General features: G+C 41.5%; 25 protein-coding genes. 23 read left to right on the top strand and 2 right to left on the bottom strand.

Annotated features, from left to right (window positions below; all coding sequences use genetic code 11):
• Positions 1–213: 213 nt before the first annotated feature.
• The 21 genes from ABIE26_RS23755 (at position 214) to ABIE26_RS23655 (ending at position 21,135) form a co-directional block, all read left to right on the top strand.
• Positions 214–1,140 carry an ABC transporter ATP-binding protein gene (locus tag ABIE26_RS23755; RefSeq protein WP_310145720.1) on the top strand — a complete coding sequence of 309 codons (927 nt, stop codon included), beginning with the start codon at positions 214–216 and terminating at the stop codon, positions 1,138–1,140.
• A gap of 12 nt (positions 1,141–1,152) precedes the next feature.
• The gene (locus ABIE26_RS23750) at positions 1,153–3,498 is read left to right on the top strand and encodes a Gldg family protein (RefSeq protein WP_310145722.1); all 2,346 of its coding nucleotides are present in this window, start codon (positions 1,153–1,155) and stop codon (positions 3,496–3,498) included.
• Positions 3,499–3,605: 107 nt separating this feature from the next.
• Positions 3,606–4,730 (top strand): FecR family protein, encoded by a 1,125-nt coding sequence (locus tag ABIE26_RS23745; RefSeq protein WP_310145724.1) that lies wholly within the window; start codon positions 3,606–3,608, stop codon positions 4,728–4,730.
• Between the two features lie 266 nt (positions 4,731–4,996).
• Complete coding sequence (locus ABIE26_RS23740; protein ID WP_310145726.1) at positions 4,997–8,353, top strand: SusC/RagA family TonB-linked outer membrane protein; 3,357 nt, start codon at positions 4,997–4,999, stop codon at positions 8,351–8,353.
• 25 nt (positions 8,354–8,378) lie between these two features.
• Positions 8,379–9,833 (top strand): RagB/SusD family nutrient uptake outer membrane protein, encoded by a 1,455-nt coding sequence (locus tag ABIE26_RS23735; RefSeq protein ID WP_310145727.1) that lies wholly within the window; start codon positions 8,379–8,381, stop codon positions 9,831–9,833.
• 27 nt (positions 9,834–9,860) lie between these two features.
• Positions 9,861–12,620 carry an alpha/beta hydrolase family protein gene (locus tag ABIE26_RS23730; RefSeq protein ID WP_310145730.1) on the top strand — a complete coding sequence of 920 codons (2,760 nt, stop codon included), beginning with the start codon at positions 9,861–9,863 and terminating at the stop codon, positions 12,618–12,620.
• Between the two features lie 7 nt (positions 12,621–12,627).
• Complete coding sequence (locus ABIE26_RS23725; RefSeq protein ID WP_310145732.1) at positions 12,628–13,458, top strand: hypothetical protein; 831 nt, start codon at positions 12,628–12,630, stop codon at positions 13,456–13,458.
• A gap of 110 nt (positions 13,459–13,568) precedes the next feature.
• Positions 13,569–14,330, top strand: a complete 762-nt coding sequence (locus ABIE26_RS23720) for an alpha/beta hydrolase (protein WP_310145734.1) — start codon at positions 13,569–13,571, stop codon at positions 14,328–14,330.
• Positions 14,331–14,332: 2 nt separating this feature from the next.
• Entirely contained in the window at positions 14,333–14,731 is a 399-nt protein-coding gene (locus ABIE26_RS23715) for a helix-turn-helix domain-containing protein (protein WP_310145736.1), read from the top strand.
• Positions 14,732–14,828: 97 nt separating this feature from the next.
• Entirely contained in the window at positions 14,829–15,122 is a 294-nt protein-coding gene (locus ABIE26_RS23710; protein WP_310145738.1) for a hypothetical protein, read from the top strand.
• Positions 15,123–15,133: 11 nt separating this feature from the next.
• Complete coding sequence (locus ABIE26_RS23705; RefSeq protein ID WP_310145740.1) at positions 15,134–15,508, top strand: hypothetical protein; 375 nt, start codon at positions 15,134–15,136, stop codon at positions 15,506–15,508.
• A gap of 165 nt (positions 15,509–15,673) precedes the next feature.
• Positions 15,674–16,300 (top strand): Crp/Fnr family transcriptional regulator, encoded by a 627-nt coding sequence (locus tag ABIE26_RS23700; RefSeq protein WP_310145741.1) that lies wholly within the window; start codon positions 15,674–15,676, stop codon positions 16,298–16,300.
• Positions 16,301–16,428: 128 nt separating this feature from the next.
• Positions 16,429–16,914, top strand: a complete 486-nt coding sequence (locus ABIE26_RS23695; RefSeq protein WP_310145743.1) for a MauE/DoxX family redox-associated membrane protein — start codon at positions 16,429–16,431, stop codon at positions 16,912–16,914.
• A gap of 21 nt (positions 16,915–16,935) precedes the next feature.
• The gene (locus ABIE26_RS23690; RefSeq protein ID WP_310145745.1) at positions 16,936–17,199 is read left to right on the top strand and encodes a DUF6520 family protein; all 264 of its coding nucleotides are present in this window, start codon (positions 16,936–16,938) and stop codon (positions 17,197–17,199) included.
• Between the two features lie 51 nt (positions 17,200–17,250).
• Positions 17,251–18,087, top strand: coding sequence for a hypothetical protein (locus ABIE26_RS23685; RefSeq protein WP_310145747.1), 837 nt, complete (start codon positions 17,251–17,253; stop codon positions 18,085–18,087).
• Between the two features lie 77 nt (positions 18,088–18,164).
• Entirely contained in the window at positions 18,165–18,524 is a 360-nt protein-coding gene (locus ABIE26_RS23680) for a hypothetical protein (protein WP_310145749.1), read from the top strand.
• A gap of 98 nt (positions 18,525–18,622) precedes the next feature.
• Complete coding sequence (locus tag ABIE26_RS23675) at positions 18,623–19,264, top strand: DUF6266 family protein (RefSeq protein WP_310145751.1); 642 nt, start codon at positions 18,623–18,625, stop codon at positions 19,262–19,264.
• A 44-nt stretch (positions 19,265–19,308) separates the two neighbouring features.
• Positions 19,309–19,686: a hypothetical protein gene (locus ABIE26_RS23670; protein ID WP_310145752.1), complete on the top strand. Its 378-nt coding sequence runs from the start codon at positions 19,309–19,311 to the stop codon at positions 19,684–19,686.
• Complete coding sequence (locus ABIE26_RS23665) at positions 19,605–20,171, top strand: peptidoglycan-binding protein (RefSeq protein WP_310145754.1); 567 nt, start codon at positions 19,605–19,607, stop codon at positions 20,169–20,171. Before ABIE26_RS23670 ends, ABIE26_RS23665 begins: the two co-directional genes overlap by 82 nt.
• A gap of 161 nt (positions 20,172–20,332) precedes the next feature.
• A complete protein-coding gene (locus ABIE26_RS23660) occupies positions 20,333–20,710 on the top strand; it encodes a DoxX family protein (protein ID WP_310145756.1) in 378 nt (125 codons plus the stop codon).
• A gap of 104 nt (positions 20,711–20,814) precedes the next feature.
• Positions 20,815–21,135 (top strand): hypothetical protein, encoded by a 321-nt coding sequence (locus ABIE26_RS23655; RefSeq protein WP_310145758.1) that lies wholly within the window; start codon positions 20,815–20,817, stop codon positions 21,133–21,135.
• On the opposite strand, the gene ABIE26_RS23650 is transcribed toward ABIE26_RS23655, so the two are convergent.
• Both ABIE26_RS23650 and purU read right to left on the bottom strand, forming a co-directional pair.
• Positions 21,132–22,256, bottom strand: coding sequence for an ATP-binding protein (locus ABIE26_RS23650; protein ID WP_310145760.1), 1,125 nt, complete (start codon positions 22,254–22,256; stop codon positions 21,132–21,134). The genes ABIE26_RS23655 and ABIE26_RS23650 overlap by 4 nt on opposite strands.
• A 103-nt stretch (positions 22,257–22,359) precedes the next feature.
• Positions 22,360–23,184: a formyltetrahydrofolate deformylase gene (purU, locus tag ABIE26_RS23645; protein WP_310145762.1), complete on the bottom strand. Its 825-nt coding sequence runs from the start codon at positions 23,182–23,184 to the stop codon at positions 22,360–22,362.
• 143 nt (positions 23,185–23,327) lie between these two features.
• Between purU and ABIE26_RS23640 the strand changes: the two genes are divergently transcribed.
• Positions 23,328–23,861: an RNA polymerase sigma factor gene (locus tag ABIE26_RS23640; RefSeq protein WP_310145764.1), complete on the top strand. Its 534-nt coding sequence runs from the start codon at positions 23,328–23,330 to the stop codon at positions 23,859–23,861.
• 11 nt (positions 23,862–23,872) lie between these two features.
• Positions 23,873–24,889, top strand: coding sequence for a FecR family protein (locus ABIE26_RS23635; RefSeq protein WP_310145767.1), 1,017 nt, complete (start codon positions 23,873–23,875; stop codon positions 24,887–24,889).
• Positions 24,890–24,904: the final 15 nt, after the last annotated feature.

Raw genomic sequence — 24,904 nt, 5'->3', positions numbered from 1 at the left:
GGAAGGGACAATGTTCGGTTTGCGTACATGCCTACCGTAATGGATGGGGCAAGACCCCGCTATACCTATAAAATGGAAGAAGGGATCACTGAAGATCGTCAGGGCATGATGATCATCAGGAATGAAGGTATTCTGGATTTAATAGGGCCCTGATGAGTTCAAGCAATGTGACAACGGCTTTAATTAATCTTTTAGAAAAATAATCAAACGATAATGAGTAGCATTTTAAGAATAGAAGGACTTTCGCACAGGTATAGCAGTAGCTGGGCCGTACGCGACATCAATATGGAAATCAGCCAGAATGGCATTACCGGTTTACTGGGCTCAAACGGAGCGGGCAAATCAACCACCATGAACATCATTTGCGGGGTACTGAACCAAACTGAAGGCAGTGTGCTTGTGAATGGTTTTGACATCAGGACCCAGCCCGAGCTGGCTAAAAAACAGATCGGATTTTTACCCCAAACGCCGCCCCTGTATACCGACCTGACCATTGATGAATACCTGACCTATTGTGCAGAGCTGCGCTTTATTGAAAAAAGCAAAATAAAAGCAGCCGTTGCCGAGGTAAAAGAACGCTGTGGTATTGCACATTTCAGCAGCCGGCTTATCCATAACCTATCGGGAGGGTACCGGCAGCGGGTAGGCATAGCGCAGGCCATTATACACAAGCCCGGGCTGGTGGTATTGGATGAGCCTACCAATGGACTGGATCCTAATCAATTGATAGAGGCCAGGAAATTGATTAAGGAAATATCCCTTGATTGTGCCGTGCTGCTCTCCTCACATATTTTATCGGAGATACACCTGCTTTGCAAGGAAATTGTAATGATTGAGGGAGGCAGGATTGTTTTTGCTGATTCTATGGATGCTTTTGACAATTATGTGCAGCCAAATAGTTTAATTGTAAAAATGGAAAACCCACCAATGATAGAAGAGCTGCTTAAGATACAAGGGGTTACCAAAGCAGAGGTGCTTACCAATAAAGAGACCCGGGTATATTTTGATGGCGATGAGGAGATTACAGAAAGACTGGTTGCTGCCAGTTTGCAGCACAAATGGCAATTGCGTGAGATCAGCCTGGAGAAAAGCCTGCTGGATGATATTTTTAAACAACTATCTGGTTCTCAATCTTATTAATCAGCCAAAGAGATGAAGATCATATTCAAAATTGCACAAAACGAGATCCGTAACCTTTGTTATTCGCCTGTAGCCTGGTTTCTGGCCATAGTGTTTTTAGCGCAATGTGCCTATTTTTATGCAACGCCATTGGCCCTGTACGCCATGGTCCAGGAGATTACGCAAATAAATAATCCCAAATTTGAACATTTCCCATCGGCCGTTACGGCGCCTCTTTTTATACATGGGAAAACCATTTTTACGAATGCCTTAGAAAATTTGTACCTGTTTATCCCCCTGCTTACGATGGGTATATTGAGCAGGGAAATCAACAATGGTACGAACAAATTATTGTACTCCTCGCCCATCAGGCTGCGCCAAATTGTTTTGGGGAAATACTTTGCCTTAATGTTTTATAACCTGGTACTGGTTGGGATATTGGGCATATTTATGGTATCGGGTGCTTTTCAGATCAAGTCTATTGACTATCCTATATTGTTATCTGCCACACTGGGTTTTTATTTGCTGGGCTGCGCCTATGCCGCAATTGGCTTGTTTATGTCGAGCCTCAGCACCTATCAGGTCATATCTGCGCTCGGCACTTTTATGGTCCTTTTTGTATTGGGCCGTATAGGCGGCTTTTGGCAGCAATATGATTTTGTACGGGACCTCACCTATTTTTTATCCATGGCAGGGCGAACGGCCAAGATGATGGCGGGTTTGATCACGACCAAGGACATCCTCTATTTTGTTGTAGTGGTTTATATGTTCCTCGGTTTTACGCTTTTAAAACTAAAGGGCGGAAGGGAGATGAGGCCATGGACGATTAAGGCCCTGAGGTATATTGGGGTAGTTGTTTCGGGTGTATTGATTGGTTATATCGGCTCGCGTCCGGCACTTACCGGCTACCTGGATGTTACCACCGGCAAAACCAATACCATCCATCCCAGAAGCCAGAAAATACTGAAGAACCTGGATGCTCCGCTGGAAGTAACACTATATGCAAATTTATTGGGGGCGGGGGTTGATCAGGGTTTTCCTGCAGGCAGAAATACTTACTTAACCACAGTTTGGGAGCCCTTTTTGCGGTTTAAGCCAGATATTCAATTCAAATATGTATACTATTACTACAACGATGGAAGTTTGGACAACAGGCAATATTATAATGTTTATCCCGGAAAAACAGAAAAACAGATTGCCGGAATAACGGCAAAGCTGTATAAGGTAGATTCGGCAATGTTTATGCCTTCGGAGGATATCCGCAAAATAATTGACCCGAATTCGGAAAATGGACGGCTCTTTTTGCAGTTGAAATATAAAGGCAGGAAAATTAACCTGCGCACTTTTCCTGATTCTGATTTTTGGCCAGACGAAGCACTGATAGATGATGCCTTAAAACGCCTGATAACGGAAAAGGGTCCAAAAATATATTTCCTTTCGGGCAACCTGGAACGCAGTATACACAAAACCGGTGAACGGGAATATTCAAGAATTTCTGTGGATAAAACCAACCGGAATGCATTAATTAACCATGGGTTTGATATAGACACGCTTTCATTAGCTAAACAGGATATCCCTGCTGATATAAACACCCTTGTTATTGCAGACCCTAAAACCAGTTTAAGCGAAGCAACCCTGGCTAAAGTTACAGCATACATCAATAAAGGAGGGAATTTGTTGGTTTGTGGCGAACCCCGGAAACAGGAGGTCCTTAATCCGCTGCTTGCGCAAATGGGAGTACAATTCAGGAAAGGTACGCTGGTAGAATTGAGTAAAAATGAGACCCCGGATAAGGTAATGCCCTATGTAACGGCAAAGGGTGCCAATCTTGCCGAAGAAATAACGCTGTTGAGTTGGAAAGAGATTCTTCAAAGTAAAGATCCTGATAAGGATACCTTGAAAGTACTTATGCCCGGTGCAATGGCGTTGTCATTTACCGCAAATGGCCCATTTACCATTAGCCCTTTGTTAGAAACCAGACAGGATAAAACATGGCTTAAGGCGGGTAAGTTAACAATCGATTCAGTACCTCCTTCATTTAGCCCTGAAGAAGGAGATGCAAAAGAAAGATCGTTTGCCACTGCTGTTCAATTAACCCGGCAAATCAACAATAAACAACAACGCATTATTGTAAGCGGAGATGCAGATTTTACCAGTAACCTGAGATATTTGTATAATCCTTTTGGGAATGCCTTTTACAGTTGGTTTACTGATGGGACATACCCGCAATACCTGCCCAGGCATATCGAGGTTAAAGATAACCTGTTGCTGATTAGCCATCGTACGGGTAAAACCTTAAAAATAATTTACATATGGGTATTGCCCGGATTGTTATTGCTGGCTGCGATTTTGCTTTTAATAAGACGGAAAAGAAAATAACTATTATTCTCATCTAAAAAAATCTTAATTTTTTCAGAACCCGGATACCTCTAGTTTATCCCTTTCTTGTCTTACTATTATAGAGCCCAATTTTGGCTTTCCATGTTATGCAGGAAAAGGAAATAAAAGTCATTTTAGACAAGTACAAAAACGGTACAGCAACAGCCGAAGAAAAAGCTTTGCTGGAAAGCTGGTATCTTGTACATCAGGAACCTGAGCCTTACGAATTTAAAATTGAAGAAAGGGCTAAAGATTTAGATACTGTTTTAACAAACTTAGATAATGCATACTACAAGAATAAACGCACTAAATTCTGGCCGCGCATAGGCACAGCCGCGGCGGTAATAGGATTGGCAATCGGCATATACTTCTACACCTCCCCTCATCCCGAAGGAAACGGAGCGACGAAGGATCTGTACGCTAATGACATTGCCCCGGGCAAAAACACTGCAACACTTAGCCTTGCCGGAGGCAAAGCCATTACATTAAGTGACGCCCATACCGGCGTAATTATAGATGCCTCTCAAATTAAATATAATGATGGTAGCCTTGTTAAAAGCGCATCAGGGGCTCATAACGAGATGACCGTTACTACCCCCCGTGGCGGTACCTACCAGATCACCCTTCCCGACGGGACTAAAGTTTGGCTAAACGCCGCTTCAAGTTTAACCTATCATATGCCGCTAAAAGAGCGTGGCGGTGTACGTAAAGTTGAGCTTAGCGGCGAAGCCTACTTTGAAGTTTTCCGGAATAAATTACAGCCTTTTGTAGTAAACTCCAAAAAAATGGAATTAACTGTATTGGGTACACATTTCAATGTGAACGCATATAATGATGAAACCAACATAAAAGCTACGCTCCTTGAAGGTTCTGTGCGTGTTACCTCATCGGGCCGAAACATCCCGCCGGTTACCCTTAAACCCAACCAGCAGGCTGTTGTAAAAGAAAGCGGTATCGACTGTATACTGGTAGATGCCGAGGATGCAATTGCATGGAAAAACAGTCTGTTTGCATTTGACAATGAGCCTCTGGAAAGCATTTTGCGAAAAGTTGCCCGTTGGTACGATGTACAAGTGGTTTATGCTGATGACCAGGTTGCTAAGCAGCGCTTTAGCGGATCGGTATCCAGGTTTAGCAATGTATCTTCTTTACTGGAGAAACTGGAAAATACCGGGCCTGTAAAATTTGAGATAAAAAACAAAACTATAACGGCTAAAAAGATAATCAAATAGTGGCCTAACCAGCCCCGTAAGCGAAATAAATCGTCCCTTACCCAATCAACCAGATGTATACTAAACAACCAATTAATGATGAAAGAATTACGACAGCAACTTTAAACCAACATACAGGGAGGTAATAAAAAAGCGCAAAGGTGTTGAAGCCACCCTTGCGCAGGATTTGAGCTAACCTTTTTCCGGTCAATGTCCAACACGTTGGATAACCGGAATAAAACAATTTGTGCAAACTATTTCAATATCAACTCAAACCGTACAAAAGTATGTATAATTATGGTTTTAACCCAGGTGGGCTGCGCTATTTTGGCCTGCCACCGAAAATACTATTGATTATGAAGGTAATTATAGTAATTATGACGACGTTTCTCCTGCAGGTTAGTGCTGCCTCTTTTGGGCAAAAGGTAACTATTGTAAAAAATAATATTGCGCTCTCTGAAGTATTTAAAGAAATTCGTAAACAAACGGGTTATAACGTGCTGTGGCAGCAGGAACAGGTTGATGTTGCCGGTATGGTAAATGTGAACATCCGCAACCAGGAGCTGAAAGAGGCTTTAGATCAGATACTAACCAAAAGGGGCCTAACCTATACCATAGCAGATGAAACGGTAATGGTGAAGGCCCAGGAAAAGACCTTTCTGGAAAGGGTGGTTGCCACCCTTGCTAATAGTGATGTGCGTGGCCGTGTGGTTGATGCGCAGGGTGCTCCATTACCGGGGGCAACGGTTAAAGTGAAAGCTACAGGAAAAGCAGTGAGTACGGATGTGAAAGGTAATTTTTATTTGAAGAATGTAGAGGAAGGAATCGTATTGGTGGTTTCTTATACAGGATATATTTCGAAGGAGGTTAAGGCAGAGAAAGAGATGGCGGATATATCTCTAGAAGTGAGTTTGTCGAAGCTGGATGAGGTTCAGGTGATTGCTTACGGTACGACTACGCAAAGGTTATCTACTGGTAATGTGACGACGATTAAAGCGGATGTGATTGAGAAGCAGCCGGTGAATAATCCACTTTTGGCGCTACAGGGTAGGGTTCCGGGTTTGTTTATTGAGCAGGCGACAGGTTTTGCGGGAACTGGTGTGAAGGTGAGGATACAGGGAACAAATAGTTTGCTAAATGGAAATGACCCACTTTATGTGATTGACGGAATGCCTTTTACCTCTCAATTAATGTCAATTAGAAATAGCAATAGTGCTGATTTGAGTAGCTTTCTCGGATCTTCTGGAAGTCCTTTGAATTTTTTAAATCCTGCTGATATTGAAAGCATAGCGATATTAAAGGATGCAGACGCAACCGCAATTTATGGTTCCAGGGCAGCCAATGGTGCAATATTGATCACTACCAAAAAAGGGAAATCAGGAGAAATTAAAGTAGATATCAATGCACAAACCGGATGGGGGAAGGTTGGGAGAAAATTAGCACTTATGGGGTCCGAACAGTATTTAGAAATGAGAAGAGAGGCCTTAAAGAATGACGGGTTACCTGCTTTTAGGCCAAATGATTATGACATGAACGGCGTCTGGGACAATACAAGATCCACCGATTGGCAGAAGGAATTAATTGGTGGTACTGCACAATACAGTGACATTCAAGCTTCGGTTTCAGGAGGGAGTGAGCATACCACCTTTTTAGTCGGTTCTGGCTATCACCGTGAGGGAAATGTTTTTCCGGGAGATTTCCGGGATATAAAAGCTTCCATCCATTTTAATATTAGTTCTTCTTCATCGAACAAAAGATTTAGGTTTCAATTTTCAGGTTCCTTCCTTGATGACAACAACAAGCTACCGCAAATAGATTTGACCGGTTCGGCGATGACCCTAGCACCTGTAGCTCCAAGCTTATACAATTCCGATGGAAGTATTAATTGGCAATTTAACTCAAGTGGCGCGCCTACTTTTTTAAATAATCCAGTGAATTACCTATTTCAAAAATACAATAATAAAACGCAAAATCTATTAGGTAATGCATTACTGAGTTATGAAATAATTAAGGGATTAGAAATAAAAAGTACGCTTGGATACAATACTCTCAGATCGTCTATTATTACCTCTTCCTATTCTGTACTTCCTCCCGAATCAATTGGATTTTCCGTTTTTGGTAATAGTATAATAAAATCATGGTCCATTGAACCTCAAATAAGGTATAAACGCAAGATAGCAGGCGGACAACTGGAACTATTATTGGGTTCAACAGTTCAATCTGAGAATAGGGATGCGTCTTCAATAACAGCTGACGGCTTCAGCACACAGTTAGTTTTAGAGGATATTAAATCAGCCACATCCCTAACTGCCGGGCCTACTACAAGCTCCTTGTATAAATATAATGCTTTTTTTGGACGTGCAAACTATAATTGGGAGGACAAATATATTGTGAACCTTACAGCGAGAAGGGATGGCAGCTCCAGATTTGGATCGGAAAGCCGTTTTCATAATTTTGGCGCTATTGGTGTAGCGTGGGTATTTTCCAATGAAGAATTTATTAAAAATATTCTGGATCTCTTAAGTTTTGGTAAACTGAGAGCTAGTTACGGTACAACTGGAAGCGATCAAATCGGAGATTATAACTTTATGAGTTTGTATGAAGCAATTCCTTTTATAAATGCCCCATATCAGGGCGCGGTAGGATATCAACCTAGCAGGTTAACGAACCCATATTTACAATGGGAAGAGACTAAAAAATTGCAAATTGGTTTAGATCTGGGTTTTTTAAAGGACCGAATATTAATAAACACCAATTACTCTAAAAATAAGTCATCAAATCAATTGGTAAATAATAGTCTGCCTTCTACTGCCGGATTTGGCCTGATATCTGCTAATGGCGACGCAACTGTTCAAAATTCAGGATGGGAATTTTCAATTTCAACGACAAATGTAAGTACTTCGACCTTCAAATGGTCAACCAGCTTCAATCTAACACTTCCAAAGAACAAGTTAATAGCATTTAAAGACCTTGGGAATTCTCCCTATAGAGATTTTTATGAGATCGGCAAACCCGTCAATAGAGTAAAACTCTATCATTTCCTGGGCGTTGATCCGACCACAGGTGTATATCAGTTTCAAGGTACTAATGGGGTTCCAACAAACTCTCCTGTTTCAACCATAGATGACTATATATACCTTAACACTGATCCCAAATATTATGGTGGTTTTCAAAACTCGTTCGAATACAAAGGTTTTCAATTGGATATGCTATTTCAGTTTACAAAACAAATAGCTCAGAATTATCGATTTGGAAATGCTGGAAATGCATTAGCAGGAAGATTTGTAAATGGACTTGCTAATAAACCGCAATGGCAAGTAGACAGGTGGCAAAAACCTGGAGATATTGCAGATATCCAGAAGTATACGACAGGTCTTGGTCTTTTTACAAGTTTAAATAACGCCTTAAACAGCGATGGCAGCTGGGCTGATGCTTCGTATATACGTATGAAGAACGTTTCAATATCCTGGCACCTGCCATCAAATCTAAAAAAGTGGATGCATTTGCAAAATTGTAGAATTTATGTCCAGGGGCAGAACCTATTTACTATTACGAATTACCTTGGACTGGATCCTGAATCAAAAAGTTCATTGACTTTACCTCCTCTTAAAGTAGTGACAATGGGGTTGCAAATTGGACTTTAATTTTTTGCCTTTAAATAAACAGGAAATGAAAAATAAGATATTTATACTAATTGCATCGTTGAGTGTTGTTGTTGGTTGTAAAAAATTTGTTGAGGTGGACAGCCCTTCTACAAACGTGACCTCTGCAAACATTTACGAAAAGGACGCAATGGCTGCGTCGGTTTTAACCGGGATCTATACCAAGATGAGTGTTTCCAGTATTAAATACGAGGGATTATCTGGCATTTGTTTTTATACTGGCCTTTCTTCAGATGAGTTAACATTAATCGATGGTTTAGGTACACCTGAAACGGATGGTTTTTATACCAACACGCTTGGAAGTCAGATCAGTGGATTCGGATTCTGGAATGACATCTATTCTCAACTGTATGTAATAAACTCCGCGATAGAGGGAATCTCTAATTCTACAAGCCTGACTCCAACTGTAAAGAAACAATTACTTGGAGAAGCTAAATTTTTACGTGGTTTTTGTCTTTTCTACTTGGTTAATTTATATGGAGACGTTCCACTGGTTCTTAGTACTGATTATAAAGATAACACTTTAATTCTGCGTTCTGCAAAAACAGAGGTATGGAAACAGATTGTTCAGGACTTGAAAGAAGCACAAACTTTATTGAACCCGGATTATTTGGATGCTACACTAACAAAGCCGACGCAAGAACGGGTAAGGCCAACTAAGTCGGCTGCAACTGCGATGCTTGCAAGGGCACATTTGTATCTGAAAGATTGGAAAGAGGCCGAAGCGGAGGCATCTGCATTAATTAATAATCCGATTTATTCCTTGGTGACGCTAGATGAAGTGTTTCTAAAGAATAGCAAAGAGGCAATTTGGCAACTTCAGCCAGTTCATCTTGGCGATAATAGTCAGGAAGCCATTGCTTTTATTCTTACTCCCGAGTTTGGTTTGAATTATACGCCTGTATCACTTAGTGAATCATTATTAAATGATTTTGATCTAGGTGATCAACGGAAGCTAAAATGGATAAATAACGCTGTAATTGATGGTATTACATACACTTTTGCTTATAAATATAAGAAGATCAATTTGACAGGAGATGTAAGTTTTCCTGTTGAGGAATACTCTACTATACTTCGTTTATCTGAACAATACCTAATTAGAGGGGAAGCGAGGATCCAACAAGGAAAAATTGCTGAAGGGATTACTGATCTAAATGTATTACGAGATCGTGCGACTGATAAAACAGTCCCAGCTGACCAGCAATTAAAACAATTATCTATTAGTCTCTCGATGAATGACGCGTTAACAGCTGTAGAACATGAACGCCAAATTGAATTATTTAGTGAAGGTGGGCATCGGTGGCTTGATTTGAAACGCACCGGTAGAGTGGATGATGTGATGAGAGTGGAGCTACCCAAAAAAGATCCGAACTCGGTATGGAAAAGCTTTAAACAATATTATCCAATAAGTTTAACTGAACTTAAAAATAATCCAAGGTTAAATCAGAACGAGGGTTACTAACGGCAGCCCTTTAATCAGACAAGTTATATGAAGTTATTACCTCTACTACTACTCCTATTTTGGAGTGATGAAAATCTATTTGCCCAAAAAACAATTTTAGATTCAACTGCATACCTAATATGGCCAGTTTTTGAGGGGAGTCCATTGATAAGCAATGATGGTCAATTTATAGCTTACAGGGTCAGTTATGGCCCTGAGATCAAAAAAGTAAAGAAAACATTTATTCAGTCCACCCAAATGGATTGGAAGATGGAATTCTTGAATGTAGAAGAAATAAAGTTCACGACGGATAATCGGCACTGCATATTTAAAACACAAGGGGATAGTTTAATTATCATTGATCTTATTCATAAAGTGGTGCAAACGCTTGGTGGTGTTGCTGACTTTAAAACTTCGGATAATGAATCAAATAGCTGGCTTGTTTATTCACTCATAGGTGCTAAAAAATCTATTGTGATCAAAAACTTAATAACCGCAAGGCACTTAGAATTATTAGATGTTTCGAATTACTGGTTAAGTAGTAGCGGTAAAAAGTTAGTTTTCAAAACCAAGGCGAAAAATGGAAGTGAAGTATCTTTAAAATGGCTAAACCTGCAAAGTAGAGAAATTAAAACTATCTGGGAGGGCAATGATCTGGGAGCGGTAGCATTGGATTTTAATCATGATCAATTGGCATTTAATTGCGATCAATCAATCTGGTACTATAAGATGAATATGGCGAAACCGATTTCTTTGGCAAATCTAGACTCAGCATTCATAAATAAAAACACGAGTCTTGGCGATTGCAGTGCCTTTAGTGTAAACGGGGATAGGGTTTATTTTTATCTACATAAAAGTATGAATGCAAAGCTGCAAGTGTATAAGGGTGCCCCCGAAATATGGAGTTACAATGATTCAAAATTGCAGGCCATTCAAGAACGTGAAATTGCTCAGGCAGACCGTCCTATCCTGGCAGCGATTCAGATTACTCCATTTAAATTTATTCAGATAGGGAAGTATCCGGGGGAGCTGCTTTCAGATAATCTGCAAAACGACATAATTGCATCCTCATACCAGTTAGATTATCGTAGTGATCCGGTTGAGTCTTGGTGGAATTCACACTCACAGACCCATTTTGACATTGTCAATGCAAAAACCGGAGAAAGGAGGGAGTTGAAATTTCTAAATGGAGCAGATATCTTGGATATACAAGTTTCCCCTAAGGGCCGCTATGTTTTATTTTACGATGCTAAAAGGCAGGATTATTTTAGTTATGATGTCACCTCTAAGATGAAATATAATCTAACTGAAAATCTTCACAATAAATGGTCTTTTAAAAAAGCTGATCATAAATATATTAGAGGAACAGCGGGCTGGCTTCCGGATGACCAGCAGGTTTTGATTTATGATGATCACGACATATGGAAAATAGATCTGTCTGGAAAGTTCCCACCTGTTAATATTACCAGGAGTTATGGTCTGAAACATAATGTTGTATTTAGCATTTGTTTAGATTTTGCAGAAAAAATAGTTCCTAAAAATAGTTCGTTGCTATTAACCGCTTTTGATAAGACCACAAAAAAAAACGGCTTTTATTCTATAAATATTAATGAGGAAAGAGACCCAAAAATACTTTCAATGGGTTCGCACATATATAGAACAAATAGTGCTAGTTCCTTAAAAGTTTTTGATTTTACTCCAATTAAAGCCAAAAGGGGTAATGTTTTCTTAGTAATGAGACAAAATGCCACTGAAGCTCCAAACTATTATTGTACTCGTGATTTTAAGGCTTTTAAAAGGTTAACGAATTTTGAGCCGCAGAAATCTTACAATTGGTATACCTCAGAATTACTTAGCTGGGATCTACCAAGAGGAAAAACATTACAAGGAATTTTATACAAGCCAGAAGGATTTGATCCCAATAAAAAATATCCCATTATTTTTTATTGTTATGAAAAGCTGTCAGATGGCTTGAATGGATTTTTGACCCCTGAGTATTCCAAAGGTAGACTTGACGTCGCAACTTATGTAAGTAATGGTTATTTAGTTTTTCTACCTGATATTGTCTATCCCCAAGGTGAGCCGATGCAGGGAACAACCGATGCTCTGATTTCCGCCGCTAAATATATCTCCCAATTTCAATTTGTCGACTCCACGAAAATGGGATTACAGGGGCATAGTTTCGGGGCAATCCAAATTAATTATTTAATTACTCAAACAAACCTTTTCGCAGCAGCCTGCTCTGCCGCAGGAGTAGGTGATTGGGTTAGCAGATATGGCTCACTACATGGAACTTCAACGGATGGGTATCTATTTAGTAATGCAGCGGATCTTGAAAATGAAGGTCAACTCCGAATGGATAAGTCACTATGGGAGAATCTTTCTGGTTACATCAAAAACTCGCCAGTGATAAGTGCCCATAAAGTGGTCACTCCATTATTAATAATGCAGGGAAAAAATGATCCAACTTGTTCCTATGCGAATATTCTGGAATTCTTTTTAGGACTAAGAAGATTGGGGAAAAAAGCATGGATGCTAGTATATCCTGAAGGTAGTCATTCATTAAGAGGTAGGGACTCAGAAGATTTTACAATTCGGATGTCTCAATTCTTTGATCACTATTTAAAGAATATGCCTGCGCCTATTTGGATGTTGGATGGAATTCCTGCAAAAAATCGAAGTTATAATTCTGGACTTACCCTGGATACTACTGGCAGAACGCCTGGCCCTGGATTATTAATGCCTGATCAGCAGAAAAAAATTGATTCACTGTTGCATACATTGCCCATTACAATAACCTTAAATTAAAAAGAAGATGAAAAAGATACTCATACTAATTGTGTTCTTAAGCACAAGCACAAATTTAATAGCTCAGGTTGCTGATTATAGAGAAATACCCGCTAAGGTAATCGAGGCGAAAAGACTTGGTGATGTTTTACTCGCCGGCAAGTTCGCAACTGATTATATTGATCGTTATCTCCTTCGACTCCCCAAAAAAGACTTGATGACAAAGGGTAATCTGCTTTTTATAAATGATAATATGGACGGAACAGATAGTAAAGCTTTCAATTTTTTTGTAGAAAATAAGCGTGCCATAAATTACATTATTGGAGTTGATAAAGCCGAGTATGCTATCAGATATGCTATAGCGAAGGACTATCCCAATATGGAATTAGAAAAACCAGACTGGGATTCAATAGAAGATGCTATTGCTTCAAAATTTGGCAAACTAGGAAGGGAGATGGTGTATGGAAAAAGAATGAATTACTATTTACAACTAAAAGACTGGACAAATTTTGGGAAGTATTATATGCTTTATTTTAAAAGCGCGTTAAAGCGTCCTGAATACAATATAAATAGCATTTCTTGGCCATTATTCTTAAACGTTAGTGACACTAAAGTGCTGAATTTTGCAAGTAATGTGGTAATGAATTATGCTATTAAGCATTGGTATCAGAATAACCCTGCTGCACATGATACTTATGCGAACTTACTTTATAAGGTAAATAAAATACAAGAAGCTATAAAATGGGAAGAAAAAGCCCTCATTTTAGCAAGGGGAACGACTTATGAAAGCGGAATTACAGAGGTGCTGGAGAAAATGAGAAGGGGTATTCCAACCTGGAACGAATCAAATAATGACTAAGTTATATGAAAAATAGATCATTTGTATTAATGTTTTTCCTAATGGTTGGGCATTGGGCCTCAGCACAAAGAATATTGCAACTTTATCAAGATAGCATTCCTGAAAGCATAATGAAGCTTCCACTTGGTCAGCTCCCCACTCTTGAAGTTTACCTACCAGCTAAAGAAAAAACGTTAGGAACAGCTGTCATCATTTTCCCTGGCGGAGCATATTCTTTTCTTGCTTACCAGGAAGAGGGCGTCTTGATTGCTAAAGCTTTTGCTGAAAAGGGAATTATTGCTTTTGTAGTTAAATACCGTTTACCAAAGAGTCAAATGATGAAGGATGAAAGCTTTGGACCGTTGATGGATGCCCAGCAGGCCATTAAGGTTGTCAGATCAAAAGCTAGTTCCTGGGGTATTGATCCGAGGAAGGTTGGGGCGATCGGTTTCAGCGCAGGGGGGCATCTGGCTTCTACCTTAGGAACGCATTTCGGTAAAAGCTATATACCCAATCAGGAGAATATCAATTTGCGGCCTGACTTTATGATCCTGGTCTACCCGGTGATCAGTATGGATAACGGCCTGACGCATATGGCTTCAAGGATTTCGCTATTGGGTATGGAACCATCTAAAGAGAAGATGAAATTGTTCTCCAATGAACTTCAGGTAACTAAAGAAACCCCGCCAACTTACCTGACGCATTGTGGAGACGATGGTGTTGTGAATGTGAACAACAGCATAGTGTTTTATCAGGCTTTACAGAAGAATGGGGTAGATGCAGAGCTGCATTTGTTCCCTAAAGGCGATCATGGTTTCACTCAGCGACTACCTGTTACGGAATGGATGGAGCCCATGCTTACATTTTTGAGAAAAGAAGGGTTTTACAAATAGATATGTTAACGCACTCACATATTGATGAATTGGCATATGAGGAGACCTATGTGTCTCCTGATGTGCTGCTTCTTGAACAGCTGGACAAGTTGATTAATCAGCAATTCAGGGAGCGTAAAGATCCGGGGTTTTACGCCAGCGAACTGGCCTGTTCAGAACGCTGGCTTTCTGACCTTTGCAAACTCTATCGTGGCAAAACCCTGTTTGGCTTAATCCAGGACAGGGTAGTTAAAGAAAGCAAACTGCTGCTGCGCTGTTCCCGGCTATCAGCAAAAGTGATTGCCTATGAACTTGGTTTTGAAGACCCTGCTTATTTCTGCAGGTTCTTTAAAAAAATGACAGGAAATACTACTAAAGCATATAGAAGAAGCTGCTATGGAACTTTGACCTGCAAAATATAAGATTGAATGACGGAGGCTATATGCCTCCGGTTTTTGTGTTTTTCCAACACAAAATTTTGATAAAAGAACCAGGAATTTAACTGACCTAATAAAATTTATGATTGACAAAAACCTGTTGCTCGCCCAGTTCTGGGCCAATGCCAACCAGTTTACAACTGCTGATGGCATTGAGATTGACCTGCACAACGATGACATCGTAGTGGTATCTGCGACATTAAAAAACACTACCGGAGATCCTCTGGAGATACAGATGTTGGCAAAGTTTAGCCTGGATGATTTTATAGCAGAAATGGAAACACAGCTTTTGGAAGATGTAATGGAAATCAATTTGGATTTGATGTTTGCTTTGCTTGTTGGCGGCAAAGCCGGCTACCATATCATGAAACCTTAACAAAATTGAAAATGAACAACCTCTCTTATTTTGATGACGTATTGAGCATGGTTAAACATGGGCGCTACCACCCTGGTGATGAGGCCGCATTTATAAAGCAGATGCAAGACCATGCAGACTCCATTGCTGCAACAGTAAGGGCACAGTTGATAACAGACCCGGGCAGTTTAAAAGCAAATATGCTAAGCCATAAAACCGCTTGTTGCAATTTACTGCTGCGCAGCCTGCAGCTGCAAGCAGAATTACAAACAGAACCTGCTGGCAAAGGTAAACTGCAGCATTTAATGCGCAGCGTAAGGTTAACAGCCTTGATAGACGTGCTGGAAACCCTTTACGGGTTTTATGTAAAAACAGAGAAAAGAATGAGGGCTAAAGAAGAGTATTAAAAATAAACCCTTATGGACTGAAGGGAATAGCCAGTCCGATACATCTGTAACCTAATTAACACATAAACCATGAACGAACCTTAGCAAAGAAAGTTAGTGACAAGTATAGGGGGACGCACCAATAAATAATATAACTATCACTAATTGAATTCTAAAAAAAAACTAATGAGTAAAAAACAATTGATACTAACCGAACAAATGATAAAACTATGGAAAGAATGTGTAACTGATTACCTGGAAAAGCTATGCGATGGCCCTATTGGTGAGCTGAAGCCAGCGTTACTGGCTGATGGCGTGCTGGTGCCCAGGTTTAAGAGAAAGGGTTCTTTTTTGCTGGAACCGGATATGCTTGTGGCCGAGGCCCATTTTTTAAAAAGTGGTATGGCCATGTTGTACAGCATTGACAAAAAATCGGGCCAGCCCAAGATCTTTTACATATGGGAACCCGGCACTATTATAGTGCTGTACAAAGAGTTCAGGGAAACCCTGCCAAGCGATGACTACTTTATTGAAATAATAGAGGACAGCGAAATAGTAAGCATCACCAGTTTAAGTATGGATGGTATTTACCAGGAACATACCATAGCTTATGCCCTTACCCAGAAAATTTTAGCCGGGATGAAGAAACGCTTACTGGTGCAAATGGACATTTTACTTACGCCGGTTAAAAGCGATAGGTATAGCCTGTTTGAAGAAAAGTTTCCTGGGTTGAGGGGCAAGCTGAGCAACGATGTGATTTGCTGTTTTATAGGCATAAGTGTTGCTACGCTTACCAACTCGAGAAATGAGTAAGCTTGTTGCTGTTTTTAGGAAGATGGGTTCCTAAAAATAGTAGGGCGATTTGCCAGGAATAGCTTCTGCCCCAGATGGGCAGGAGCTATTTTTGTTTTGTTCCTGATGGTTAAAAACAGGGGCCTTGAATGATGAATAAATTGAAATGGTACGGCGGTTTTATAGCAATAATAAGCAACGGTTTTATACTCCTGTTTGTATATGCCGCTACCAGTAAACTGTTGTTGCATGACAAGTTTGTACTGCAGATTGGGCAATCGCCAATGTTATCCGCATATGCAGGTTTGCTGGCATGGATGGTTCCTGTTTTGGAACTGTTGCTTGCCCTGATGCTGGTGTTTGAACGCCTGCGGCTTGTTGGGTTGTACGGCTCGCTTAGCCTGATGGTGGCATTTACTGCTTACATCTATATCATATTAAATTATACAGAGAATATACCTTGTTCCTGCGGTGGCGTATTGGAAAAGCTGGGCTGGCCGGAACATTTGGTGTTTAATATAGGGTTTGTAGTGCTGGCAATTATAGCCATAACGCTTTCCAACAAAAATATTCTATTGCGCAATGAATCAGGGCTAACGCCGAAAACCCTGCAGAAGAAAACGAGTAGGCATTAATTTTTAATCATTTATAAAAGTATGAAAAAAGTAATCTTTACCGCTCTTGTTGCAATAGTTGCAGTAGGCGGAGCATTTGCAAGTGTATTTACACCTGCTAAAAAACAACCGGCAAACGTGTACACTTATTACGTTGAGGGGGATTGTAACACGCCGGTATATTGTTCAGCAGAATTCGAAGGACCGGTTTGTTCATTGGAATACCAGGGCTTAACCGTTTACGACTCGCAAGGCTGTTTAGGAGGCCATGAAGTAAGCAATATTCTTGGCAGAAAACAACCTTAACTGGTTTTGGGGAGCCTTTTTGGGGGGCTCCCCTCCTTTAAAAAAACAGCTATGAAAGTTATCTACAAAATAACATTGGTCATACTATTCAGCATTGGTGTGGTGGTTACCCTTTACCTGTTGCAAGAAAAGCCAAAGCAAAACGGTTTTAAGCGGGGTAAAACGTATACTCCAGCTCTGGTTAGTGAACTTGAACTGAAATACAATTCCTGGTACATTTATAAGCTAAGCCATAACCGGATTTACCTGGGCAACAGCAAAGCCTGGTTACTTTCATTTAGCTGCAATTATGATTTAACAGATTCGGTTTATGAGCGGCTACTTTATGCCAATGAAAGCAGGCAGGATTTGGACCTGCTGAAAAAGCAGGTGATACACAAAATAAGCCCTGGCGGGGAAATATTTAGTACCGATGGTTACCTGAATTACAATGAAACATCAGGCCAGCTGGTTTTTACTTATTACTACCGGAACACTTTTGTATGGCTGGATAGTAGTTTGAATGTGCTACGCAGCGGAAAACTGATTGACACCAATAGCATGGCGAAAATAAAACTGGGCAGCTATAAATCAGCAGAAGGAAAACAGATCCGTACAACCGCAGCGCCAACGGTTATTATAAATAAGCGGGGCTATATAACCGGAAACGACTTTTACAACCATAGCGGGCTGGCCGCAGATAACGAACGCTTAGCCGTATTTAACAGGCATGAGGTATTGGATGTGTACAGGCTGGATGATGGCAGTTACAGCCATAGTATTTACCTGCCCAGGTACAGGGGCAAAAAACTTAGCGATTTTGCTGTACGCGGTAACCTGATTATTGCCTTGTATGGAGCATACCTGGTTACTTATAAACTACAAGGAAAGGAGGTGCTGACAAAATAACGCTGCTTTTGATGTGAAATCAAAAGAGAAGGCCCGCATAGATGCAGGGCCTTTACCAGAACTTACGATGTTATATTATGCGTAAGGCTGATTTGGTACTGAATATTTACCGGATAAACGACAGGCGCGGATGCCTGGTGGCGGTAACAAAAGGCAAAAAGCCTTTGAAGATTTTGAACATACCCGAACCACTGCATTTTGTGGGCTGGATGAAACAACTGAGCATGGCCATAAATGCGGGTGCAGAGCAGAACTGTAAGTATGATTTGAATGAGATAAGCTATGCAGAACGCCAGCTGAAATGCCGGTTTGCTGGTGGTGTAGTAAGCCTGGAAATTTGGTTTAAACACCTGGTTAGGCTGCAATGGAAAGGAACTGCATATGAATTTGCAGATGCAGTGAACTGGATGATAGCAAGGCTGCCAAAGTTTTTTTAAGATCCTTCGCATCCGCTCTGGATGACGAGCTGATATCGTTGCTAACCACAGCTATAAAAAGGTTGCAAACGCCAATTCACCCATTAAATTTTAAGATTATGGGATTTATTAACGGAGGTATAGATTACTTCCTTAGGGGCCGCGTAGGAAACCACGTTGGCCGAAAAGTAGATGGTGACAATGTGCTGGCCATGCGCCCTGCAGAATCTACCAAAGCACCTACACAGGCGCAGCTAGACCAGCGCTTTAAATTTGGCCTGATGACCTCTTGGCTGCGCCGCCTGGCCGGCGTAATTGATGTTGGTTTTAAAGACAACAACAAAGGGCTAACGCCCCGCAATGCTGCTGCTTCGTACAACCTGGCCAATGCCATTACTGGGGTATCGCCCAATTTTACCATTAGTTATGCGGATGTGCTGTACAGCAAAGGCAAACTGGATTTACCCGACACGCCAGCAATTGCGGTTACCACAGCTGCCAAGCTGGATTACAGCTGGCTGGCAGTTACCGGTGACACCAATGCACTGCCTACCGATAAGATGACCTTTGTTGTGTACAACCCATCGAAAGATAAGTTTCTGACACTGAAAGGGGCAATACTGAGATCGGCTTTGGCGCACAGCCTGCAATTGCCGCCAGATTGGAGCGGCGATACTGTAGAAGCGTATTTTTCTGTAGTATCGGCAAATGGCAAGCTGGTAAGTGACAGCTATTATGTAGGATCATTCCTCTTGTTGTAAAATTATGGGGCTGGCTGGGCCAGCCCCTTTTTATCAATTAAAATATGAAGACATTAATAATAAGCAGGCTTACACAAACCCTGCATTTAATAAATGATATTAAAAAAGAACATCACTTAATGCTGGCATTAATGGTGCTATGGGGCATCATTACCAACCTGTTTAGCAGCCCGGAAATGAGTACCGGAATTAACCAGAGCGTGCCAATTATGATTGTAATTGCACTGATCACCTTTTTGATCTTATTGTACCTGTGCTGGTGGCTGCTGGAAAGGGCATGGCAGCGGGTAGGATTACCAGGAGTACGGGTAATGGTTTTACAATTCAGAAAAATGAGCGTATGCGAACAGTTGGGTTTTTACTGGTTGTCTTTTGCCTTATTGCTCCTGGTGGGCTTAGGTTGCTTGGCAACGATTTTATAGGGTATGAGAAAACATACAAAGAGATTGCCACAGGGCGAAGCGCCCTTCGCAATGACGCCAGACGACTCATCGCCATCGCCAGAAAAGAGATCGGTGTGGTGGAGGGAACTGTTGAAAACGATGGCGAAAGAATTAGGGAATATCTTGCTTGCAGTAATATTAAATCGCCTGCACCCTGGTGTGCGGCCTGGGTATCGTGGTGCCACGCCCAGGCAGGCTTTGCCCAACCCCGAACGGCCTGGTCGCCCTCACTCTTCCCGGCAGGAAAGACAATAAAGGAGCCGCTTCCGGGTTGTGTTTTTGGCATTTATCTCCCAGCGCTGAAGCGTGTAGCCCATTGCGGCATAGTAATTCAACTGCGTGGCGATCATGTTTACACGGCAGAAGGGAATACATCAGTAGCCGGCAGCAGAGAAGGCGACGGTGTTTATGCCCGCGTTAGGCATAAGCGTAGCATATGTAAATATGCAGATTGGTTGAAATAATAAACAGTACCACAAACCAGATCGAGGATTGAAAAATACTTGATCTGGTTTGAAAGCAAATATTTAGGCCCGGCTTAAAAAAATTAATACAACACAATTAAAAGTTAACTAACTTTAATAGTATACCCTTGCAAGTTTGTAAACCTTCAAAAACTAAATAGATGAAACAGAAAATCCTTTTTGTACTGAGCCTGCTCTTTGGGCTGATGTTTATTAACGCCGGATTGAACAAGTTTTTTAACTACATGCCCGCACCTAAAGACATGCCTGCCGACCTGATGAAAGTAATGGGCGCTGCCATGCAAATTGAATGGCTGATGCCCCTGGTAGGCCTGGCCGAAGTTGTGGGCGGATTGCTCTTTATTCCCGGCAAAACCCGGGCTTTAGGGGCCATTATCCTTTTTCCGGTAATGGTAGGCATTGTGCTTACCAATGCCATGTACGCACCATCGGGCTTTGCTATTGTTGCTCCCCTGCTGGCCATACACCTTTGGGTAATTGTAGAAAACCGCGAGAAATATGCGCCAATGATCAAATAGCACCTGTGTTATTTAGAATTATTCAAAATAATTTGCAGATTAAAGTACTTTGATTAGATTTGACTCAATTTAGAACAGTTCTAAATTGAGTCAAAATTCTATCTATGTGCAAACCAACAGTAATCAGCAAGAAAGGAGATGTATCAGTAACGCAATGCCTGAATTGCAAAATGATCAACATCTGGAACAAAAGTACCCTCATCAGCTTCTCATTTGAGCAGTTCCACGCTTTTATACGCGCCACCGAAAAACTCCAGTTTGACGATTACCTGGAGCATACACCCGACGGAACTGAAGTGGTGATACTGGCTACGCCATACCCCGACATCAGCATGGTATTTACCCGTGTAGAATGGTATGAGTTTTTTCAGGCGCTTTACGAAGCCCGGTACATGCAGCAGGTGTATCAGCTGGTGCATAGTTAGCCCAAAAATTCCCAGTAGTTATCTCTATTGATAACGCTTTTGAGATTGGGCTGATAGGTTTCCAGATATACTTTAGGAAACTTTACTTTAACTTTTGGATTCCATTTGATTTCGTAGGCAGATATTTTACCATCCTGCTCTTCCATATAATCTATTTCAGCTTGCGCAGTATTACGCCAAAAATAAGTATTCCCATAAAAGCCGCTGTAGGAAAGCTGCTTTTTGCGTTCGCTAATGATAAAATTTTCCCATAGCGCGCCAACATCATTCCGTTCCGATATTGGGGCAAAGTTGTTTATGACCGTATTACGAACCCCGTTATCGTAAAAATAAATTTTTCTGGTACTGCTGATTTCGTTCCGCAAGTTTCTGGAAAATGGATTAAGCCTGAAAATCACGAAGGATTTTTCCAGCAGATCTATGTAACTACTTATTGTTACCTTATCTGCACCTACAGTTTGGGCCAGCTCGTTATAAGAAACTTCATTCCCTACCTGCCAGGCCAGGGCTTGCAGGAGCTTTAACAACACATCGGGCCTGCGTACCCCTCCAGACTCTAAAATGTCTTTATACAAATAGCTTCCGGCCAGGTTGTTAAGAATCTCAACTGCATCGCCTGGATTTAATATGACATCAGGATACATTCCGGTGATCAGAAAATTTTCCAGTCTCGATTCAACCTGAGGAAAAGAAAAAGAGTTTTTTAGTTCTTTCCATGAAAATGGGTACAAACGGTACTCCCATTTACGTCCGGTGAGAGGTTCGTTTATACTATTTGCGATTTCTAATGCCGATGACCCCGATATAAAAAGCTGGATATCCTTTTTGGAATCAATAATCATCTTGGCGCTTAGCCCTATATTTTCAAGCCGCTGTGCCTCATCAATCACTACAACTTTGGCATTGCCAATGTAATTGTTAATGAAAGCCTGACTCGGGTTGGCCCAGGACAAACGGGTAGCAGGATCATCTCCGTTTATATAGATGTATTCAGGATTCAAATCTGCTGCTATCTGTGAGATCAGTGTAGTTTTTCCAACCTGCCTTGGGCCCAATACAATTATTGCCTTTTTATAATCTACCTTCTTTTTTAGGGTAACCTGCAATGTTCTTTCAATCATAACCGAAAAGCTAATCACCAAATATAGCGTTTTTTGGTGATCGTAATCACCAAATTAATACTTTTTTGGTGATCATGATCCCCAAATTACAGGAAAATCAATATTATTCGAACACTACGGTTTTGTTGCGGTACACAAATACCCTGTCGTTCAGCACCAGTCTTAAGGCCTTGGCGAGCACGGCCGTTTCAATCTCTTTGCCCGATTTCACCATATCGGCTGCAGTATAGGAATGGTTTACCGGAATAATCTGCTGGGCAATGATTGGCCCTTCGTCCAGATCATCTGTTACAAAATGGGCTGTAGCACCTATCAGCTTTACGCCCCTTTCAAACGCTTGTTTGTAAGGATTTGCACCGGCAAAGGCCGGTAAAAAGGAGTGATGGATGTTGATGACCCTGTTAGGGAAATTGGCCACAAAGGCCGGGGAAAGGATGCGCATAAATTTGGCCAGCACCACATAATCCGGGTTATAGCTTTGGATCTTAGCGATGATCTCCCGTTCAGAAACCGCTTTATCTTCATGGTAAGGGATCAGGAAAAATGGGATATCAAAACGGTCGCAGATCTTTTTGAGCACATCGTGGTTTCCGATTACACAAAGTACATTAGCCCCTAAAGTACCAAAGCTGTTCCTGATCAGGATATCGGCCAGGCAATGGTATTCTTTGGTTACCATCACCACAATCTTTTTATCCGGAACAGGATTTACCTGGATAAGGGCACCATCCGGCAAAACGCCCCTCATCTGCGCTTCCAATGCCACTTCATCGGCCATACCATCTACTTCCAAACGCATAAAAAACCGGTTCTCGGCCTTGTCTACGTGCTCGCGCATGGAGATGATATTGAGCTTTGCGGAAGAGAGTATCCTGGAAATATCGGCTACCAGCCCTACCTGGTCTTTGCACTGGATAATGATGATCATTTGGGGTATTGCGCTAAATTAAAAAAGCAAGATAAAATTTATTCGCGAAATTTGTGTGAGAAATGCAAACCTCAACTGTCATTATCATAACTAAGCCCGGAAGGCGCTGACCAGGCAGCAGAACTTAACCACCAAACAAACCAATGAATAAAAAGCCACTGGGCGACAAGCAAGCTTTTGAAGAGATCTATAAAGCACATTTCCGTGAGCTTTACCGGTATGGCTATCAGCTGGCATTTGATAAAGAGCTAACCCTCGATTGCCTGCAACAGCTCTTTACCGATTTATGGGACAAACGTAAAGACACAGCCCCTATTGCTAACATTATGGCCTATCTGAAAACATCACTACGCAACCGTTTAATTAACGCACTGAATAAAAAACACATGAATAACCGCTCTTTAGACGAACTTGACGACGCGCAATTTGCCGAATCGCCGGTAGAAGGCCTGATCATAGAAAACGAAACGCTCCAGGGTCACCTGCACAGGCTTAGCGCCGCTTTTAAGGCGCTAAGCCCGGCCCAACGAAAACTGATCAACATGCGCTATTTCCAGGAACTCTCCTATCAGCAGATTGTAGAACAAACCGGTATTGGACAGGCCAGCATATACAACCAGATCTCTATCGGTATAAAGGTATTAAAGCAAGCATTTTTTCATCCCGATCAACCTTAAAAACAATTCATATGTCTGATAGAACTTTTACCATAGAAAGCCTGTTAACCGACGAAACTTTTATAAACTATTGTTTTAAAAGCAATCCTGAGGATGTCAACTACTGGCAAAAGCGGATTGATGCAGATGCCCAGCTGGCAGCCCTGAAGCAACAGGCACTTAAGCTACTGGAACTGATGGCCAACGCCGACATTGCTGAAAGCGAAATAAACGAAGGCCTGAGCGCATTTAGTGCCTACATGGCCAGCACCGAAAAACCCCGGAACAGCAAGCTTTGGTTTTCCATAATGGGCTATGCCGCTGCGCTGATGCTGGTACTGGGAATTGGATGGCACCTGGGTAGCCGCAATGCTGCCCCCCCGCTCCTGGTAAAGAACCGCCCACAGCCTGTAGAAATTTTTAACAAGGCCGGCCAGCGTATGGTAGTCAAATTGCCCGACTCATCGGTAGTGACCTTAAACGGTGGCAGTAAAATCAGCTACGATGCCACAGCATTTCTGGGGAAAACCCGTGATCTGGAATTGCAGGGAGAGGCCTTTTTTGAGGTAACAAAAAAGCCCGACCGTCCCTTCACCGTTAAAAGCGGCAAATTGAAAGTGAGGGTACTGGGCACAAAGTTTAATGTAAATGCCTATCCCGATAGTAAGCAGCTTTGCGTAGCCCTGGTTTCGGGCAGCGTTGAAGTAAGAAACCTGGATAACCGGAAAATAAAGCAACTGAAACCGATGGAGATGCTGGCATACGACACCAAAAACAACAGCATACGCACTGCTGCATTTGATGCCGGGGAGCTTACAGGCTGGAAAGATGGCAACCTGGTCTTTAAATCGGCCAATTTCAACGAGATCAGGCATAAACTGGCCATTATGTATAATGTAAACCTGGTTAACAAAAGTTCCAGTAAAAACTGGTCGTTCAATGCCGAGTTTAAAAATGAAAATGTACAAAACATTGTTAAAGTGCTAACCAGGAGTAAAAACCTGAACTACGAAGTAAAAAACACATCCATTATCATCCGCGATAAATAAGACACCAACTAACCA

Source organism: Pedobacter africanus (genome assembly GCF_040548825.1).
Taxonomy (GTDB): Bacteria; Bacteroidota; Bacteroidia; order Sphingobacteriales; family Sphingobacteriaceae; genus Pedobacter; species Pedobacter africanus_A.
Note: the sequence above shows the minus strand (reverse complement) of the source record. Positions and strands in the feature narration are given on the sequence as shown.